Source organism: Paenibacillus sp. 2003 (assembly GCF_031455635.1).
Taxonomy (GTDB): Bacteria; Bacillota; Bacilli; order Paenibacillales; family Paenibacillaceae; genus Paenibacillus; species Paenibacillus amylolyticus_B.
Map to the genome: position 1 here is coordinate 751,449 of NZ_JAVDTB010000002.1, position 18,905 is coordinate 770,353.

At 46.7% G+C, this 18,905-nt stretch carries 14 protein-coding genes and 1 pseudogene; 4 read left to right on the forward strand and 11 right to left on the reverse strand.

Going from position 1 to position 18,905, the window contains the following annotated elements; translation table 11 throughout:
* The first annotated feature begins 34 nt into the window (after nucleotides 1–34).
* From J2X75_RS15235 to ilvD, 3 genes and pseudogenes are all read left to right on the forward strand, one after another.
* Nucleotides 35–1,075 (forward strand): acyltransferase family protein, encoded by a 1,041-nt coding sequence (locus tag J2X75_RS15235; protein WP_124115626.1) that lies wholly within the window; start codon nucleotides 35–37, stop codon nucleotides 1,073–1,075.
* Nucleotides 1,076–1,198: 123 nt separating this feature from the next.
* A pseudogene (locus J2X75_RS15240) lies at nucleotides 1,199–1,441 on the forward strand (KGG domain-containing protein); the annotation flags it as partial.
* Nucleotides 1,442–1,757: 316 nt separating this feature from the next.
* Nucleotides 1,758–3,443 (forward strand): dihydroxy-acid dehydratase, encoded by a 1,686-nt coding sequence (ilvD, locus tag J2X75_RS15245; RefSeq protein WP_074096200.1) that lies wholly within the window; start codon nucleotides 1,758–1,760, stop codon nucleotides 3,441–3,443.
* 116 nt (nucleotides 3,444–3,559) lie between these two features.
* Here ilvD and J2X75_RS15250 read toward each other — a convergent pair whose 3' ends face one another.
* A complete protein-coding gene (locus J2X75_RS15250) occupies nucleotides 3,560–4,963 on the reverse strand; it encodes a polysaccharide deacetylase family protein (protein WP_310337583.1) in 1,404 nt (467 codons plus the stop codon).
* Nucleotides 4,964–5,137: 174 nt separating this feature from the next.
* Here J2X75_RS15250 and J2X75_RS15255 point away from each other — a divergent pair, with 174 nt between their 5' ends.
* On the forward strand, nucleotides 5,138–6,334 hold the full coding sequence (locus tag J2X75_RS15255; RefSeq protein WP_091020423.1) for an AI-2E family transporter: 1,197 nt from the start codon (nucleotides 5,138–5,140) through the stop codon (nucleotides 6,332–6,334).
* On the opposite strand, the gene J2X75_RS15260 is transcribed toward J2X75_RS15255, so the two are convergent.
* From J2X75_RS15260 to alaS, 10 genes are all read right to left on the reverse strand, one after another.
* Nucleotides 6,313–8,052, reverse strand: coding sequence for a peptidoglycan D,D-transpeptidase FtsI family protein (locus tag J2X75_RS15260; RefSeq protein WP_310337586.1), 1,740 nt, complete (start codon nucleotides 8,050–8,052; stop codon nucleotides 6,313–6,315). The two genes, J2X75_RS15255 and J2X75_RS15260, sit on opposite strands and share 22 nt — an antisense overlap.
* Nucleotides 8,053–8,246: 194 nt before the next feature.
* Nucleotides 8,247–10,535 (reverse strand): methyl-accepting chemotaxis protein, encoded by a 2,289-nt coding sequence (locus J2X75_RS15265; protein ID WP_397383705.1) that lies wholly within the window; start codon nucleotides 10,533–10,535, stop codon nucleotides 8,247–8,249.
* 235 nt (nucleotides 10,536–10,770) lie between these two features.
* Entirely contained in the window at nucleotides 10,771–12,099 is a 1,329-nt protein-coding gene (locus tag J2X75_RS15270) for a peptidase U32 family protein (RefSeq protein ID WP_076252944.1), read from the reverse strand.
* A 17-nt stretch (nucleotides 12,100–12,116) separates the two neighbouring features.
* Nucleotides 12,117–13,046: a peptidase U32 family protein gene (locus J2X75_RS15275; RefSeq protein WP_124115621.1), complete on the reverse strand. Its 930-nt coding sequence runs from the start codon at nucleotides 13,044–13,046 to the stop codon at nucleotides 12,117–12,119.
* A gap of 14 nt (nucleotides 13,047–13,060) precedes the next feature.
* Nucleotides 13,061–14,101 carry an endolytic transglycosylase MltG gene (gene mltG, locus J2X75_RS15280; protein WP_307542671.1) on the reverse strand — a complete coding sequence of 347 codons (1,041 nt, stop codon included), beginning with the start codon at nucleotides 14,099–14,101 and terminating at the stop codon, nucleotides 13,061–13,063.
* 76 nt (nucleotides 14,102–14,177) lie between these two features.
* Nucleotides 14,178–14,492 carry a DUF1292 domain-containing protein gene (locus J2X75_RS15285; protein WP_307542669.1) on the reverse strand — a complete coding sequence of 105 codons (315 nt, stop codon included), beginning with the start codon at nucleotides 14,490–14,492 and terminating at the stop codon, nucleotides 14,178–14,180.
* Nucleotides 14,493–14,792 carry a DUF1292 domain-containing protein gene (locus J2X75_RS15290; RefSeq protein WP_017686820.1) on the reverse strand — a complete coding sequence of 100 codons (300 nt, stop codon included), beginning with the start codon at nucleotides 14,790–14,792 and terminating at the stop codon, nucleotides 14,493–14,495. It lies immediately after the preceding gene.
* A gap of 12 nt (nucleotides 14,793–14,804) precedes the next feature.
* Complete coding sequence (ruvX, locus tag J2X75_RS15295; RefSeq protein WP_062835871.1) at nucleotides 14,805–15,221, reverse strand: Holliday junction resolvase RuvX; 417 nt, start codon at nucleotides 15,219–15,221, stop codon at nucleotides 14,805–14,807.
* Between the two features lie 128 nt (nucleotides 15,222–15,349).
* A complete protein-coding gene (locus J2X75_RS15300; protein WP_036616950.1) occupies nucleotides 15,350–15,610 on the reverse strand; it encodes an IreB family regulatory phosphoprotein in 261 nt (86 codons plus the stop codon).
* A 276-nt stretch (nucleotides 15,611–15,886) separates the two neighbouring features.
* On the reverse strand, nucleotides 15,887–18,517 hold the full coding sequence (gene alaS, locus J2X75_RS15305; protein WP_307542667.1) for an alanine--tRNA ligase: 2,631 nt from the start codon (nucleotides 18,515–18,517) through the stop codon (nucleotides 15,887–15,889).
* Nucleotides 18,518–18,905: the final 388 nt, after the last annotated feature.

Consider the following 18,905-nt stretch of genomic DNA (forward strand, 5'->3'; position numbering starts at 1 on the left):
ACCTGGCAACCAGGGTCTATAAGGGGGCTACACCATGAAAAATCAGACACTGATCCGGGATGATCAGGAATCTTTCTTTTACAATCTGCGCTTTATGCTTATCGTCTGTGTCCTAGCTGGTAATGCACTTGAACCACTCATCACACGTTTTGCAGGAGCGGAAGCTCTGTTCCTGTGGATATATACGTTTCACATGCCGCTCTTTGTATGGGTAACCGGGTATTTTGCGACACACTCACTCCAAGGTGCATCTGGGCGAAACGTCCTGAAGCAGATTGCACTACAGTATGTACTGTTTCAGTCCTTATACGCATTGATGGACTTTACCGTATTCCACACACCCCATATGCGGCTATCCTTCTTTGCACCTTACTTGCTGTTATGGTTTCTCGCGAGTCATTTCTGTTGGCGACTGTTGCTTCGTCTGACGATTTCCTGGAAACCAATATATCGGCTGATTGGATCGATTGCGCTTGGTATAATTGCCGGGTATTTGCCCATCGACGGGTTCTGGCTCAGCTTCAGCCGTACGTTTGTATTTCTGCCGTTCTTTGTCATCGGTTATGACTATGGAGCAACCATCCGTTCACGTTTATTATCCGGTTGGGGGCGAAAAACCGCAGCCATCCTCTCTGCTGCACTGTTGGTATGGATCGGGTATGGGGGTTTGAATATTTCAACCGGATGGTTACTCGGCAGCATGACGTACGCCGAACTGGGTCACCACGAATGGTATGCCGGCATCTTCCGACTTGGAGTCTACCTATTGGAGATCGCATCGGCAGCACTGTTCTTGGCCTGGGTACCTTCCTTGACTTCCAGACTGACGGACCTTGGACGGCGCACACTCTATGTATTCCTGCTGCATGGGTTTCTCGTTCGTCTCGCGATCTGGTCCGGAGTCTACAGTTATATGGGAAGCTCGGCGTATATTCCAGTCATACTGGTCATTGCCATACTCTTCGCAGTCACACTGGCTCTGCCGGCTGTACGTCACACGTTCAAACCTTTAATTGAACCGGATATATCCCGATTTTCTTTCAATCGACATGAGGTGTTTAAACGATCGGCCTAACGCTCTGACGGATCTCTTCACCATCGATTCTATTCTGGTGTGTTGTTTCAGGCTGGAAATAAGGTGGTAAATTAGGGATACGCGCTACAAAAAACAACTTATCGTTGTAAGGAGTGATTTGTAATGGCACGTCAACCGACGTCAGAACGCAAGATGAGCCGTGAGGAAGCTGGCAGATTAGGTGGCAAAGCGACTTCCAAGAACCATGATCGAAGCTTCTACCAGATGATTGGAAAAAAGGGTGGAGAAGCGACTTCAGATGCCCATGACACTGACTTTTACAAGCAGATTGGTCGCAAGGGCGGCGAAGCAACCTCCGAAACTCATAATAAGGAATTCTATCGTGAGATTGGACGCAAAGGTGGAAGCAACTAATGAATTCCGCTCGCCACATCGAAACATGATCATAGCTTTACCGTAAATCAAGAAGTCTAATTCCATGAAAATGGTTTGAGGCTTCTTTCTATTGATTGTAGAAATATGACGACGGTTGTGATAGACTCAATAGAAAAACCGGGTGTTCACGGGTTTAAAGCAGCAAAGAATTTCACAAACTACGGGGAGCTCGACACCGGCATGCCGGTCCTTTTTTTAGAGTACGGATGAAATTAAACGACAGATGCACTGCCATTTACTTTTCCATTCATGTTGCTCAATATTATATATTTGGGGGGAATACACCATGTCAGCCAAGAAGATGCGTTCCGATATGATCAAAAAAGGTTTTGACCGTGCACCACACCGGAGTTTGCTCCGCGCAGCGGGCGTTAAAGAAGAGGATTTCGGCAAGCCGTTTATTGCCGTATGTAACTCATACATCGATATCGTGCCCGGCCACGTCCACCTTCAGGAATTCGGTAAAATTGTAAAGGATGCTATTCGTGAAGCCGGTGGCGTTCCATTCGAATTCAACACCATCGGAGTAGATGATGGTATTGCCATGGGACACATTGGTATGCGTTACTCGCTGCCAAGCCGTGACATTATCGCGGATTCCGTGGAAACGGTTGTATCTGCTCACTGGTTCGACGGCATGGTATGTATCCCGAACTGCGATAAAATTACACCCGGCATGATGATGGGTGCACTCCGCTGTAATATCCCTACCGTGTTTGTCAGCGGTGGACCGATGAAAGCCGGTCGTGACAGCAATGGTAAAGCTCTGTCCTTGACCTCTGTATTTGAAGGCGTAGGTGCTTACCAAGCAGGTAAAATCGATGATAAGAGCTTGCTTGAACTTGAACAGTTCGGCTGTCCAACATGTGGATCATGTTCCGGTATGTTTACTGCAAACTCCATGAACTGTCTGGCTGAAGCGATGGGACTGGCTATGCCAGGTAACGGAACCATCCTGGCTGTTGCTCCTGAGCGTCGTGAGTTTGTTAAACAATCTGCCAAACAACTGATGGAACTTATTAAAATGGATCTGAAACCACGTGATATCGTTACTGTAGAAGCGATCGATAACGCGTTTGCTCTGGATATGGCGATGGGTGGATCTACGAATACAGTACTGCACACGCTGGCACTGGCTCATGAAGCAGGCATCGAGTATCCAATCGAGCGTATCAATGAAGTAGCTAACCGCGTTCCTCATCTGGCGAAACTTGCACCTGCTTCCGATCTTCACATCGAAGACGTTCATAATGCAGGCGGCGTAAGCGCAGTGCTGAACGAATTGCTCAAGAAACCAGGCGCAATTCATGGTGACTGCATTACTGTAACGGGTAAAACGATCCGTGAGAACGTTGAAGGAAAAGAAATCCAGGATACAAATGTCATTCACCACTTGGATAACCCGCATTCCGAAAAAGGCGGCCTGGCTGTATTGTTTGGTAACCTTGCACCACAAGGCGCTATCATCAAAGTTGGTGCAGTTGATGCTTCGGTTGGCGGATACCACAAAGGTCCTGCCATCTGCTTTGACTCCCAGGAACAAGCGCTGGAAGGTATTGCTAACGGCAAAGTAAAAGAAGGACATGTTGTTGTTATCCGTTATGAAGGACCTAAAGGCGGACCAGGTATGCCTGAGATGCTGGCTCCTACTTCCCAGATCGTAGGTATGGGATTGGGCGCCAAAGTTGGTTTGATCACCGATGGACGCTTCTCTGGCGCATCCCGCGGAATCAGTATCGGACATATCTCTCCGGAAGCAGCTGAAGGTGGTCCAATCGCCTTTGTTGAAGAAGGAGACATCATCGAGCTGGATCTGAACAACCGTATCATCGAATTGCACATCAGTGACGAAGAGTTTGAACGTCGTCGCGCAGGTTGGAAAGGCTTTGAACCGAAAGTAAAAACCGGTTACCTGGCTCGTTATTCCAAACTGGTTACCAATGCAAGCAACGGTGGCGTACTGAGTATCTAATTTACGCTTTCCTTTACTTGACCTATCGGAAACAATCTAATAAATAAAGGGTTGCTCTTCTGCCAAATCTGGCGAAGGGCAACCCTTTTTTTTGCTGGTTGGTATGATTAGTCCGTTTAGTTCCGCTCTGGCAATATCTCTTGTTCAATTAACAACGATTCATCTCCGGATTCTTCTACCGTTGCTGCCACCTGCATCGTATGTTGACCGTAACGTTCCAACAGTAGATCCAGCGGCATGGCAATCATCTTGGGTACCAATTGTTCTGTACGCTGTTTCAGGCGTTTGGTTCCTGCCGGGTGGATTACACTTAACAGTAGCTTCAGGTATACTTTGGATGCAGCACTGAACGGTCCAGGGGGCAATTCTTGTACGGTAAATCCAAATTTTTCCGGACCTCTGTTAATCATACTCACACCGTATATGGCTTTGGCAGAGCGTAACTCCGGTTCGAGTGTCACCATGCGTGCCAGATCCGGCAATTGCTGTTCCATGGTCCGAATCATGCGAATAGCCAAATGCATACTGGAACGTGACGTCACTCCAAGTTCAAACAACTTCTGATTGTCAAAATGCAGTTCTATCACCGGATCTCCATTTTGAATGACATGGCCATCATTCATCTCCACCCGTGCTCCGTGGTATACACGTGATCTGAAGTGCAGCATTGGGTCCTCTGGCGAAGCCGTCCGTAGATGATATACCCAGTGGAACAACTTTTCCCAGCCCAACCATAAGGCAACAACGATTCGTTTCCATAGCTTCAATGGTGTTTGTAATTGCGTTTTGTTCTGAGATTCACTCACTGTGATACCTCCCATCAGCGTATCAACGCGTACACTTTGCAGCCCAAGCCGTTCAGCTTCCTGCAAGACGACTTCCAGCGCCTGAAGCATCTGCTCCGGCGCGTGTGCATCTGCACCAAGGGTCGTTCCTCGATCATGCAGCAGCATGACCTCTCCGCCTCTCAGTTCCTTCAGCATCCGTTCAGTCAATCTCTGGGCACCTACTCGGCTTCTCCAGTCTTCAAACATAGAAGACCACAGTACAATCTTTCGTTCTTTCTTGCTGAAAAAATCAAACAGATTCATAATCCCCCACGGTGGACGATAATAACAAGTTTTCACGCCGGTTACTTCATGGATAATCTGACCTGTTCGCTGAATCTGATCACGAACAGTACGCGGCCGCATGAGCCAGTTCGTCTTGTGAATATAATTATGAATGCCAATAAGATGACCCTCGTCATGTATGCGTTGTATGAGTTCAGGATGACTCGCAGCATGTTCTCCAACGACAAAAAATGTGGCTTTTGCTTGATGCTGACGAAGCAGATCGAGCAATCTTGGCGTATAATGTGGATCTGGCCCATCGTCAAACGTTAATGCAAATTGTGTATCACTTCTTCCCCGTCGAAATACACGAAAACCAAAAAGCCTGCTAATCAAACTTGGAATAAATGCGTAAAAAGATGAAAGATACAATAACCACAGTAGAATACTCTGAAGTATCATTGTCATGTTGCAAGCTCCCCACTTCTCCTGCTGAATTACGGTGCACTATGGCACTATCTAAAATAAACCGCCTTTAATTTTATCATAGTTCAGACTTTTCTTGAATCCTGTTTTCCCAAAAAGATAGCTATCGTGTACAATAAATACAATCTAATTATTGCCATCAAAGGAGCCATGTCCATGCTACCGCTTTACAAAAAATACGGGCGAACTGTCTTTGACATCGCGTTGCTCGTATTAACCGTGTATGTGATCATGTACGGTTTCAGTCAATTATACCATGTGGCTGCACCGGTCTTTCTATCATTCATTGTGTATTGGATGATTGAGCCGCTGGCCAAATTTCTACATCGCAAAGGACTGCCCAAGACACTTGGAGCCGCCATCTCCGTCTTGTTGTTTCTTGCATTGATTGTCGCTGCCTTTTTTGGGGTAGGCTTGATTATCATTTCACAAATTTCCAATCTTCAAGATAACTTCCCTGTATACATTGAAATGATACAACGTGAATTCACCAATCTGGTGTTATTCATTCAGGACAAGTCAGACGCTCTCCCTGATGGAGTTATGGAAAAAGCGAATGATTATTTTGCAACACTGACCGGGTTCCTGTCCAAATGGGTAACGAGCGGAGCGCAATTCGTCGTAGGCTTCCTCAGTTCATTCTCTTCGTTTATTACGAACTTCGGAATTGCGATTATTCTGGCATTTTTCCTCAGTATCGAGATTGAATCCTGGCGCAAGTTCGCCCGTGCGAAGACGCCCAAAACATTAAAGTTAGCTATTGAATTCATGCGTAATCACGTGTTCAAGACAATCCGCTCGTATTTGAAGGCACAGATGATCATGATGCTCATTACGTTTGTATTGATTTATGCAGGTTTGTTGATTTTGGGAACCTCTAACGCCTTTACCATTGCAGCAGTCTGTGCGGTTTTTGATCTGGTACCATTGCTTGGCGTTCCTGTTGTGTTTATTCCATGGATCGTCTACTTATTCATTATTGGCAATAGCAGCCTGGCGATTGGCCTGATTGTGATTCTGGCAGTGACGATGCTGACAAGGCAGTTGCTGGAACCGAAAATATCGGGTAACTCGATTGGTGTATCTTCGGCGTACTTGATGCTTTCGTTTATGCTGATCTCCCTTTCGATCTTTGGCCTGGCTGGTGTAGTGTTATCTCCAGTGCTCCTGATCCTTCTGAAAGAACTGTTACAACAAGGGTACCTGCAAAAGTGGATTCACCTGCCAAAAGATGAATTTGAGTCCTCTCCATTAGTAATGGACCCACCCGTTAATAAGGCCTCATCGAATTCTGCCGAATCTACTGTACAACGTCCCGTTCCTGCGAAGAATCATGAGGACTCAGCCAAGTAGTCCATCACCTTCCTGAAGAGTGCCGTCGCCTGATGTTGGCTGTCAGGAGAGACATTTTGAACAAGAACAGCTACAGCATATTTGGGTTGTTCTACCGGTCCATAACCAATGAACCATTGATTGTTGCGCTTCTCTCCATGTTTCTGTACCTGAGCTGTACCTGATTTCCCTGCAACATGCCACCGTGCACGCTGCAGGGATTTTCCTGTTCCCTCACGAACTACCTTATTCATCCAGGATAACAGTTTATGCGCTGTTGCGGGAGCAATCTGTCCTGATGCTGAAGGTGAATCATGCAAGGGCATCTCCAGCATGGTGCCACCATCCGCATATCGGATGCGCTTAACGAGACGTGGGGCACTAACCTTTCCATCATGTAACAATGTAACGATCAGATTGGCAGCTTGCAGCGGTGTGACCAAGACATCGCGCTGACCGATTGCTGTCTGTATTTTCGCACCTTCATCAGCACCAGTAACAGCCTCTGTTCTCACACGCCCTTGATCCTCATGATCAAAGTGTCGTAACACGGGCATTCCTGCCATCTGCTTCCCCTCCCAGCCAATCGGACGCGCGAGTCCCAGACGATCAGCCGTGTTCTCCAGTTGTTCCATACTAAGCCTGCGCGCCGTTTCAGCGAATACGATGTTGCAAGACTCAGCGAATCCTTGCTCCAGATTCAGGTCTCCATGACCATGCTCCTTCCAGCAAGACAGCCCATATCTTCCGTACTCACCACCGCAATGGAATTCTTCTCCGTTAGAAACCGCATGATACTCCAAAGCAGCAGCGGCAGTGACAATTTTGAAAATGGAACCCGGTACGGCTCCCTGTACTGCACGATTCCCCCAGGCCGATTGCTTGGGGTCCACATGTTGTGGCTGATAGAAAGGGCGTGAGATCATGGCGCGAACATCTGCGTTAGCGGCATCTAACACAACAATGGCCCCTTCTTGTAATCCAGATTCTTGCGTCAACTCCTCCAACCCACGCTGTAACTCAGCATCCACTGTGGTTTCTACACGTAAAGGATAATGGCTATTGGTCGGTGCAATGACATGCGGCTGAATATCAGGGATAATCTCTCCACCACCCGAGACCATGCGTGATACAAGCGTAGGGCCAATACCCCTTAATAGGGGTTCAAGTGTCCTCTCCAGTCCGGCTGCTCCTGATTTCATAGCAAATGGCTGTTTTACTTCATCCTGATGCCCAGTTAGAACTTTGGAGGACTCAGGCTGTTCAGCCAGATAACCCATCCACTGCATCCCTGTATGCCCCTGAAGATACCTTGTCATCATTGGATAGATGCCAGCTCCTTGCAGGTGCAAACTACGTAGGCGCTCCACCTGAGCAGCGGTCAAATGAACAGGCTGATGTGTACCTGCTGTCCAGAAATGAGGTACACTTTCCTGATTCCATTCCTTCTTCAATTGATTCAAATCGGTATGTAATATAGCTGCCAACTGTGTCATCTCTGAGCCTTCTAATGCCCCTTGCTTGCGTAGTTTCTCTAATGGCACTGCCTGTGGAAAAAGAACCAAGCCCCATTGCAGCTTACCCGTCAACGCCTCACCCTTGTAATCTGTAAATTGCCCCCGGCCCGTATCAAGCATCACCCCGCGTTCACGCTGCAATACGGACATTTCACGTACCGTTCGGTGAAATCCAGGCATGGTCTGATTTACCTGAACGATCTGGACCCATCCCAATCGCAATATAAGCAATCCAAAGACAAGAGTTAGAAGAATACAAGTTATATAGATTCGCCGTTTCGCAAGGAGATGCATCTAAATCTCACCTTTTGTCGTTTTGACATATTATTGCTGATAAGGCTTGGAATTATCCGGTAAACCAAAAGAAAACCTGTCCCATGTACGGGACAGGTTCTCCTCATTTCAATGTTGGCTTGTTACACCGTGAAGCGTGACAAGGTTTCTTTCAGTTCAGTGGACACATTCTCCAGCTTGCCAGACAGATTTACCAGCTGGTTACTGATATTTTGCTGTTCACTGCTCAAGGAAGCTACTTCTTGGGACGTTGCAGAAGATTCTTCAGCTACAGCGCTGACATTGCTCATTGCTTCAGACAACGTACCTTGAGATTTGTTCAAATCTCCAATAGAACCTGTCACCATGCCCAAACGTTCCACAAATGCCCCCATCTGTTCCTGTACGGAAGCGAAGATGACGTTGGTGTCTTTGACCGCATCCATCTGTTCCTTGAATAACGGATAGGCTGCAGACAACGCATCCACGGTCTCATTCATTTCGGTCATGATTTTGTCAGTGATCTCTCCAACCATCTCAATGGATTGTCTGGATTGAGCCGCAAGCTGACGAACCTCATCAGCCACCACCATGAATCCGCGTCCGGCTGCACCGGCACGTGCTGCTTCAATGGTCGCATTCAGGGAAAGGATATTCGTCTGTTTCGTTATGTTTTGCAGCACTTCAAGCACTTTCAGAACAGAAGACGTACTCTCTTTCAGCGAATCAACCTTATTCACCAGTGCACCAATCATTTCTTCTGTCTTCTGGGTTTTGGTCATCAACTGATTCAGATGTTGTGTTCCTGTCTGACTGGACTTCTCTACATGACGAGCAGAATCACCCATCTGTTCATTAGCAGCAATTACACTCTGCATCTGACGAGAGATATTGTCAGTTAATTCATTACCACGTTCCGCTTCGGTTGCCAAACTGCCTGCACCGCCTGCGATCTCTTCTGTAGCTACGGCGATCTCCGAAGCAGATACAGCCGTTTTCTTGGATGCACTGCTCAGCTCAGAGGCCGTATCCAATACTTCCTGCGCAGAACGATTCGTTTGTTCAACCAGCTTTGTGATCTGCTCCATCATCAGATTAAAGGCGGTAGAGAGCTGACCGATTTCATCTTGGGAGCTGTAAGGTGTACGAACTTTAAGATTACCTTTCGAACCTTCCTGCATCAGGTCTTTCAATTTACCAAGTGGACGAGCGATCATACGCACCATCCAGACCCCGATCAATACTGCAATCCCCGCATCAATCAGCGCCATCCACAAGGTCAGGGTCAGAATGCCTTTTGCATCCTGAACCAAAACAGAGGTAGGTATCATACCAACCAGTTTCCAATTGGATGTATCCATCGTACTGTATACAGCCAACATTTCCGTAGATTTGCCATCTACCATATACTCCGTATTCGTACTACCTGCTGGTTCGGTCAACTCTTTGACAAATGCAAGCTCTGTATCTTGTCCCGTACCATCCGAGATGGAGGATGCCACCACTTTATTATCCGGAGCAATCAGTTGAAGGATAGCTCCCGGCCCCAGATCAAGCGATTTCAATTGTTCCTCCAGAACTTCCAGTTTCAGTTCAATAACCAGAACATACGACTGAGTAGTCCCTTGCAGGTTTTTCATGGAACGTGCAATGCTGAACGTTGGCGTTGAACCATCTTCCTTGATCTCTGTTGGAAGCCAGCGATAACCGCCCGCCTCAATCAACTCACTGTACCATGCTTCCTGGCGAATGCTGCCCATGGATGAACTGTTGCTACCGGTACCCATAATGGACTTTGTATCGTCCGTAGGTACCAAATAAATCGCTTCCATGGATTTATTCGTAAATGCAATATTGGACAATTGTTTATTGATCGAACTTGAATTTATGAATGTATCATACGCAGTCAGATTTTGATCTGACATTTTTTGTAACAAGGACTGCATTTCCGGATCAAAGAAAATCTGTGTGGATGTATCCACAAATCTCTCCAAAATAATGTCCATTTTTTGTTTGGTCTGATCAATGGTCTCCTGATTGGCACGCGAAGCATTTTTCTCTATCGTACCCTTGGCTTTTGAATAGGATAATAGACCTAAACTCACTACAAAAATCATGATCCCCGCAAAAAAGATCAAGAACAGTTTAACCCCTACGGATTTAACCGGATTTGCCTTCCTAATTTGTTTGAAAGAAGACCCTCCAAGGTTTTTCCAATCCCGGTTTTTTAATTGTTTTTTTACCCAATCGGTCTTGATCCAGCCCAGCTTCAATTTACTACGGTCAAACTTAAGTAATTTTTTCCCATTCCCTTTAATTTTACTTTTACCTACTTTTTCTTTCTTCACTTTCTGAACCTGCTCAGGATTAACCTGCTCGGATTTTGTCACTTGCTCCCCACTGTCTTTCTGCTTCTTTTGAACCATTCCCATTCACCTGCCAGTTATTTACTTGTTGGATTTTTCTTTCTCTCCCCTATAAATATGTAGTATTCGACAGCTTTCTTCGTTCCCCTTTCATATCCCAGAAATATTTTACAACTTTATTCCTATTTTTCTATAAAAAAAAGACCCCCATATGCCGATAAGCGGAGGTCCTACATGTTGATTTCATAACATTATTTTGTTAAATCATAATACAATATTGCCACATTGTAGGTATTTGAACCTATTTCTTTTTTCTCATCATATCAAAATACGAAACCGGCTGATCCACCTTCATTTTAATCAGTTGCAACGGGTGACGAGCAGCATCGAGAACATTGCCTTCTTCATCCTGTATTTCGCCGACCACCTGTTTGAAAAAGTGACCTCCCGGACCAAAAAATTCAATTTCCTGTCCTGGTTTGAAGTGATTGCGCTGTTGAATGGTTGCCATTCCTGTTTCGGCATCATACCCCATGACCAATCCAGCGAAGTCAAAAGGCACGGCCTTTTCTTCCGGCTCATAGATATGATCTTCATGGTCTGGTGTATCATAGAAAAACCCGGTATTCAGCGGGCGATTCGCAGCTTTGTTCATTTCTTCAACCCATTCAGGTTTCAGAACATAATTCTCCGGGTCGGCCATATAGGCATCAATAGCTTGACGGTACACGTTAACCACAGTTGCCACGTAGTGGATCGATTTCATACGTCCTTCGATCTTGAAACTGTCCACGCCCACATCAATCAACTCTGGGATATGACCAATCATGCACAGATCCTTAGATCCCATGGAGAATGAATTATCCTGTTCCTGGAACAGGGGAAGCTGATTCTCACCCAGTTTGAATGGCGCAGGTGCCTTCATCTGCATGTCCTCTTCGCTGACCCACACCGTATCTTCTCTGGCATCCTCGAACAGATCATACTTCCAGCGACAAGACTGGCAACAGCCACCCCGGTTGGAGTCCCGATCCGTAAAATGGTTGGAGAGCACGCAACGTCCGGAATACGAGGAACACATTGCCCCGTGAATAAAGGCTTCAATTTCAATATCCACATTGGCCTTGATCTCTTCAATCTCTTCGAAGCTGGTCTCACGTCCGAGAACAACTCGCGGGAGTCCTTCATCTTTCCAGAACTTCACCGCTTGCCAGTTGAGTGTGGATTGTTGAGTACTCAGATGTACCTCAAGGCCCGGCACAGCACGAAGGGCTACTTCAATAATAGCTGGATCAGCTACGATGATCGCAGAGATTCCCGCATTATAGAGGTTTTGGAGGTATGTTTCGATACCCTCAACATCCTCATTATGTGCATAGATGTTCGTCGCTACAAACACTTTGGCTCCATACTTTTTGGCAAATTCCACACCTTCACGCATCTCTTCAAAGCTAAAGTTATCCGCGTTGGAACGCAGTCCATAGGCCTGTCCACCGATATATACAGCATCTGCACCGTAATGAATTGCAAATTTCAGTTTTTCCAGATTACCCGCCGGAGCTAGCAGCTCCGGTTTGTCCAGACGGTTACGTTTACCCGAGAACTTCCGCTGTACCGCCACTGTTTCCATTCTGTTCACCTCGTCTATTAATACACTTGTTCTTTATAGAAAAATCCAAACGACAATTCACGTTCAGGGTCCTGTAACTCCCGCACCTCAGCGAGCCACTCTTCAGAGAACGCATATGCATCAGCATCGGCTACATAACTGTCAATCGCTGTCCGATATGCACGTACAACAGCTTCATTGTAGGTAAGTGATTTTAACATACCTTCAATTTTGAAACTGTGCACACCCGCCTCCATCAACAGATGAAGATCTTCGAGGATACATATATCCTCTGAGCTCATAATGTGTGTACCATTTATGTCTTCATAGATCGGGAATTTCTCATCCCGGCGTTCAGCCTCAATCAGGAACAATCCACGTTCTTTGCCCAGATGTCCCTCAACCGGCCGCCCTTGATGAGCCATATAACTTTGCACCAGACTGCGCTTGGAATGATAAATATTCGTCATGCCATGCACCTGAACCTGAGCTTCCACCTTCAAAAAAGGAACCATTTCCGTCAACTCGTCCATATTCAACTCACGGGCAAGTACAACGCGACTCGCTCCCTTAGTTCCCCAATAGTTGGCTGTAGCATAGTTCGTTGAAGTCATCTCCGCATTCCAGTGCAGCTTCACATGTGGCGCGTATTCCTTCATGGTAGCCAGCACGGATGGATCATTAAACTCCACACCATCAATACCGATTCTGCCAAGTGCTTGAACATATTCAGGCAATTCTTTCAACAGCTCGTTGGACATCAGATTAGTCATGGATACATACACACGTGCCTGATGTTTGGCTGCAATGGCAACCACCTCTGCTGTCTCTTCCACGCTAAAGCTGCCTGGGAGACGCATGCCGAATCGATCATCTCCAATGACCAGAGCATCTGCTCCTGCCTGGAGCAGCACTTCTGCCTCTTTCACATTCGCTGCTGTAACGAGCAGTTCATGTTTCTTACTCATATAATCCCCTCCGCTTATTGCGCAGCCTTACTTTTGGCTATATTTTGCTGGTGTTCCTTATACGTTTTTGCAAATAGATGTCCAGACGAGCCATCCTTTTTTGTCACATAGAACAGATACTCCGAAGCTTCCGGATTTAGCGCTGCCTCAATGGACGGAAGACTTGGACTGGCAATTGGACCTGGTGGCAAGCCTTTATTCAGATACGTATTATAGGGACTTTTCACCTTCAGATCCTTGTAGAACAATCGCTCCTTTGGCCTGTCGAGCAGATATTGCACGGTAGCATCAATCTCCAGCTTCATATCCTGATTGATCCGATTGTAGATTACACCTGCAACCAGAGCACGTTCCTCGTCCACTACAACTTCTTTCTCCACGAGTGACGCAATCGTCAGCAGTTCATGCAGGGAAAGGTTCTTTTCCTGGAGCTTTGCTTCCAAATCAGGAATGGAATTAATCTTGGTCTGGAATTCTTCCAGCATCCGTTGCATCACATCATGCGTGGAACTTCCCTTTTTCAGCTCGTAGGTCTCCGGGAATAGATACCCTTCCAATACGTAGCGAAGTTCTTCATCCACTGGAATATCTTTGATGATATCTACATCAAAGGCCGAAGGATCATTGGCCAGCTTGATGAATTCATCCCGATCTACAACATGCTCATAAGAAAGTTTACCCGCCATTTGCAGAACGTTATAACCCTCCGGAATCGTAAATTTCACCATTTCCTCCGGTACAACTTCACCACTACTCAGCTTGCTAACAATCTCATCATATGTCACGCCAGGATTCATAGAATATGTACCCGCCATGAAATTAGAACCTAGTTTCTTCCACTTTAAATACCCTTTGAAGGTTAACCCGCTTCGAATGAGGCCTTCTTCTTGAAGCTGATCCGCGATTTTCGAAGTTCCCGATCCGCTCTTAATCTCGAATACGACCGGTTCTGTAGAAGCTTCCACAGGACGCATCATACTCCATACGTATCCACCTGCGCCTCCGACAAGCACTACAATGATAAGCAGTATGACTACAATTGCTTTCCCTTTCAAAAAAGAAACAACTCCTTTACACAACCAAAAAGAGCGGACTTCTCCGCCCTCCCGGTTTCTTCAATTTGAAGCTGATTTAATCTTCGTCAATGGGGAGTGTACACTCATCATACAGTTCCGAGATGTTCTCCCACTCATCATCATCATCGATCGTAACTAACTCCGGCATGATCTGGTCTTCACTTCCAGGTGATACCCGCAGAAGTTCAACCTCGTCATAAGGTCGCAACGAACTGCGGAGCACCGCGTATTGCTGACCGCCGACTTCGAACTCAGCCAACAAGTCATACGGTTGTGATTTACCGTTCTCTTCTTCGAGCTCAACATGAGCACCGAATGCCAGACGCAGTGAATCTGTCCATTTCAGGTCTTTGCGGCTATAGTCCGTCATTTAGTTCGCTTCCTCTTCATCTTCAGCAAGAAATGTATTAAACGTCTCCTCGACGATATCCCATTCGGCATCATCTTGGATGACGAAAAGTTTAATATCGTCGCCCTCTTCTTCATAACGGAATGCATATACATCCGTTTCGCCATCTTCAGGTTCAACCGGAGCAACCATCATATACTTGGCCTCCGATCCATCTACTTCAAACTTCATGATGACTTCGAATTCCTCTTCATTACCCTCGTCATCCGCAATGTAAATAATTTCCGCTTCTTCTTCCATACCCAGTTGATCTTCAGCCATTGTTGATCCCCCTCACCTTCTACTATTGGCATCCAAATAATTTTGCAAAATCAAGCTTGCGGCCATTTTGTCCACAACCTGCTTGCGTTTTTTTCGACTGACATCCGCTTCGATCAGCGTACGTTCTGCTGCCATGGTTGTCAGCCGTTCATCCCAAAGGTGAACAGGTAAATTCAGTTCATCCCGCAGGCGTTCGGCAAAAGCAATGCATATCTCACCGCGCGGTCCTACGGTGCCGTTCATGTTTTTGGGAAGTCCGACTACGATCTCACTAATCTCATGCTCACGCACAAGTTCGGCAATCCGAGCGAACTCGCCTTCATCACGGCGGCGTTCTAGCACTTCCAATCCCTGGGCAGTCCAACCGAAGGCGTCACTCGCGGCAACTCCGATTCTTCGGTCCCCATAGTCCAAACCTAATATTTTCATCCATGCTCTCCCATCCTGGGGCCTGCTCAGATCGATTACAAATAATCGCCTTCTCAAGCTTCAGGCTGTCTTCTGTCGGTTCATTTCCCGCTGTCTGCATGGCTGCAACACAGCGGAAGCGGCGTACATTACCGGTGATTGGCCAGATAGGAACGTACAAGCTCTTCAATCAGCTCATCGCGCTCCTTTTTACGGACCAGACTACGTGCGTTGTTGTGACGAGGAATGTATGCCGGGTCTCCGGAAATCAGATACCCAACAATCTGGTTGATCGGATTATACTCCTTATCGACCAATGCATCATAAACCGTGAGAAGAATCTCTTTGGATGATGCTTCCTGTTCGTCACCTTTCACATTAAATTTAACCGTCTTATCCATGGAGTCCATTGATGACACCTCGCTCCTGCATGAACATGGGGACCATGTCCTGCCGAATTGATTTCTGTTTATATAATAACATATTCTGACTGCCACAAGTAAACAAAGGATAAGGCAATTGTGTTTTTTGCTTGTCCTTTACTGGCTTCAGCATATTGCATCAGTCGATTCCACTCGCTCTCAGGTACAAAAGTTGGACGGGAAGAAACATCCCGATCCAACCTCCGTATAAACAAACAGAACCTTTCGAACTATATTTTGGCCCTTTGAAAGCCCTCGTTCGATTTATGCAGTATGCCCGCTAACCAGCGAAACCGCCAGTTTCAGCGCTTCATCCAGCTTGGTCGCATCCTTACCTCCGGCTTGCGCCATATCTGGACGTCCACCGCCACCGCCGCCGCATACTGCTGCGACTTCTTTGACGATTTTGCCTGCGTGTAATCCTTGTTTTACTTGTTCAGCAGGTACAGCTACAACAAAATTCACTTTGCCGTCCGCTGGAGCACCCAATACGAGTACCGCGTTAGGCAATTTTACTTTCAACTCATCTGCCACTGTACGCAGCGCATCCATGTTCGGAGCATCCACGCGTGCTGCCAGCAATTGTGTATTTCCTGCTTGTACCACTTGATCCGTCAATTGACCCGCTTCCATGGCACTCAGCTTGCTTTGCAGGGATTCAGTCTCTCTGGCTGCTTCTTTCAGTTGTTGGTTCAGACCTTCAATCCGTTTAGGTACATCAGCCACATTTGCTTTGAGCAGTGCTGCTGATTGTTTGAGCAGTTCCAACTGGCTTTCCACATACAGATATGCGCCGCGGCCAGTTACAGCTTCGATCCGGCGTACGCCGGAGCCAATTCCGCTCTCGCTCACCAGTTTGAAGATTCCGATCTCTGAAGTATTATTTACGTGACAGCCGCCACAAAGTTCCAAACTGTAGTCTCCAACTTGAACAACACGTACAATATCTCCATATTTTTCGCCAAACAGGGCCATTGCACCCATTTCTTTAGCTTCATCAATAGCTTTCAGCTCGATGTTCACGTTCAGACGATTCCAGATCTGTTCGTTCACCTGACGCTCAATTTCTGTCAACTCTTCCGGCGTAATGCTGCCGAAGTGAGAGAAGTCAAACCGCAGACGCTGTGGCTCTACGAGCGATCCTGCCTGGTTTACGTGTGTGCCGAGCACATCTTTGAGTGCCTTGTGCAGCAAGTGGGTTGCTGTATGGTTTTTGATAATGTCGCCACGTTTCGCTGAGTCTACTTCGGCGTTGATCACATCACCTACACGCAGTTCACCAGACTCCACAGTCACCAGATGTACATGTTGTCCGAGTGGAGCTTTGAACAAACCTTGTACTTTTGCTGTTACACCAGCACCTCGCAGCAAGCCCTGATCACTCACTTGACCGCCACTTTCCGCGTAGAACGGAGTCTTGTCCAGAACAACCTGACACGTTTGTCCTTCGCCTACAGATTCAACAAGGGCGTCACCAGCTACGATGGCTACCACTTTTGCTTCCGTCAACAGGTCAGTATAACCAACAAACTCGCTTTTAACCTCCAGGTCAGCAAGTGGTCCGCCTTGAACTTTCATGCTCTCGTTCTCTTGACGCCCAGCACGTCCAAGCTCACGTTGTTTCTGCATGGAAGCATCAAAACCTTCACGGTCCACAGTCAGACCATGCTCTGCAGCATAATCTTCTGTCAGGTCAAACGGGAAACCGTACGTATCATACAGTTTGAAAGCTTCAGGTCCGCTAATAACGGTGCGTCCTTCGGATTTGGCAGCGCCGCTGATATCAGCCAGAATAGCCAGACCATCTGTTAGTGTTTCGTGGAAACGCTCTTCCTCGGTTTTGATTACTTTGGCGATGAACTCTTGTTTGTCTACTACCTCAGGGTAGTACATGCCCATCACTTCACCAACGGTTGTTGTCAATTCATACAGGAATGGACGGTCAAGTCCAAGCACTTTTCCATAACGAACTGCACGGCGAAGCAAGCGACGGATGACATATCCACGTCCTTCATTACTTGGCAGAACGCCATCACCTACTGCAAAGGCAACCGTACGGATATGATCGGCAATGACTTTCAGTGCAACATCAATCTCGACGCTGTCGTTATATTTCACACCCGCAAGAGCGGCTGTTCTCTGAATCATCGGTTGGAACAGGTCTGTGTCAAAGTTGGAATCCACATTTTGCAGAATGGAAGCAAAGCGCTCCAAACCAGCACCTGTATCAATATTTTTGTTAGGAAGCGGTGTGTAGCTACCATCTTTGTTATGGTTGAACTGGGAGAATACCAGGTTCCACACTTCCAGATAACGTTCGTTTTCCCCGCCTGGATACATTTCAGGATCACTCATGTCGTTTCCGTAAGCTTCGCCGCGGTCATAGAAGATCTCGGTACAAGGTCCACATGGGCCTTCGCCGATATCCCAGAAGTTTTCATCCAATTTAATGATACGCTCAGCAGGCAGTCCTACTTTTTCGTTCCACAGTTTGAAAGCTTCTTCATCTTCCGGATATACCGTTACGGAAAGACGTTCCGGATCAAATCCGATCCACTCTTTGCTGGTCAAAAATTCCCACGCCCATGTTACGGTCTCTTCCTTGAAGTAATCTCCAATGGAGAAGTTGCCGAGCATTTCGAAGAACGTATGGTGACGACGCGTTTTACCAACATTCTCAATATCATTGGTACGTATACATTTTTGGGAGTTCGCAAGACGCGGGTTCTCCGGCTTTTCACGTCCGTCAAAATATGGTTTGAGCGGTGCCATACCTGCATTGATCCACAAAAGAGAAGGATCGTTGTGAGGTACAAGCGATGCGCTCGGCTCGATTTTGTGACCTTTACTTGCAAAAAATTCTATCCATTTGGACCGGATTTCACTGGCTTTCATACTGGATGCCCCCATTAATTATAATAGTCCGTTGCGTATTCGCTCCGGTTGGTCAACATTGTTTTTGTAAAAATAAACACAAAAAACGCCCCTGAATAATCAGGGACGATGTTATCGCGGTACCACCCTGGTTATTGCTGTTCATCCCTTGCTGCACGGACAAACAAACAATCTCCTCGTTCATGCGAAATAACGGTCGCTCCCGGCAGGGTTGTCCTGCACTCCGAAATTAGCTTTCCGCCGCTTCATCTTTCAAGACTCTTCCAGCCATCAGTTCAGGCTCACCCTGATCCGATGAAGTCTATTCTCTGAGGAAAGGAACCCTCGGCGTACTTTATTTCATCATCGATTTCATGTTCTAAACATACACAATCATTATATCGGTAGC

Bases quoted from the DNA above. Each gene is read 5' to 3' on its own strand.
- J2X75_RS15235 (WP_124115626.1), top strand. From the start codon at position 35: ATGAAAAATCAGACACTGATCCGGGATGATCAGGAATCTTTCTTTTAC.
- ilvD (WP_074096200.1), top strand. From the start codon at position 1,758: ATGTCAGCCAAGAAGATGCGTTCCGATATGATCAAAAAAGGTTTTGAC.
- J2X75_RS15250 (WP_310337583.1), bottom strand. From the start codon at position 4,963: ATGACAATGATACTTCAGAGTATTCTACTGTGGTTATTGTATCTTTCA.
- J2X75_RS15255 (WP_091020423.1), top strand. From the start codon at position 5,138: ATGCTACCGCTTTACAAAAAATACGGGCGAACTGTCTTTGACATCGCG.
- J2X75_RS15265 (WP_397383705.1), bottom strand. From the start codon at position 10,535: ATGGGAATGGTTCAAAAGAAGCAGAAAGACAGTGGGGAGCAAGTGACA.
- J2X75_RS15270 (WP_076252944.1), bottom strand. From the start codon at position 12,099: ATGGAAACAGTGGCGGTACAGCGGAAGTTCTCGGGTAAACGTAACCGT.
- J2X75_RS15275 (WP_124115621.1), bottom strand. From the start codon at position 13,046: ATGAGTAAGAAACATGAACTGCTCGTTACAGCAGCGAATGTGAAAGAG.
- J2X75_RS15285 (WP_307542669.1), bottom strand. From the start codon at position 14,492: ATGACGGACTATAGCCGCAAAGACCTGAAATGGACAGATTCACTGCGT.
- J2X75_RS15290 (WP_017686820.1), bottom strand. From the start codon at position 14,792: ATGGCTGAAGATCAACTGGGTATGGAAGAAGAAGCGGAAATTATTTAC.
- ruvX (WP_062835871.1), bottom strand. From the start codon at position 15,221: ATGAAAATATTAGGTTTGGACTATGGGGACCGAAGAATCGGAGTTGCC.
- J2X75_RS15300 (WP_036616950.1), bottom strand. From the start codon at position 15,610: ATGGACTCCATGGATAAGACGGTTAAATTTAATGTGAAAGGTGACGAA.
- alaS (WP_307542667.1), bottom strand. From the start codon at position 18,517: ATGAAAGCCAGTGAAATCCGGTCCAAATGGATAGAATTTTTTGCAAGT.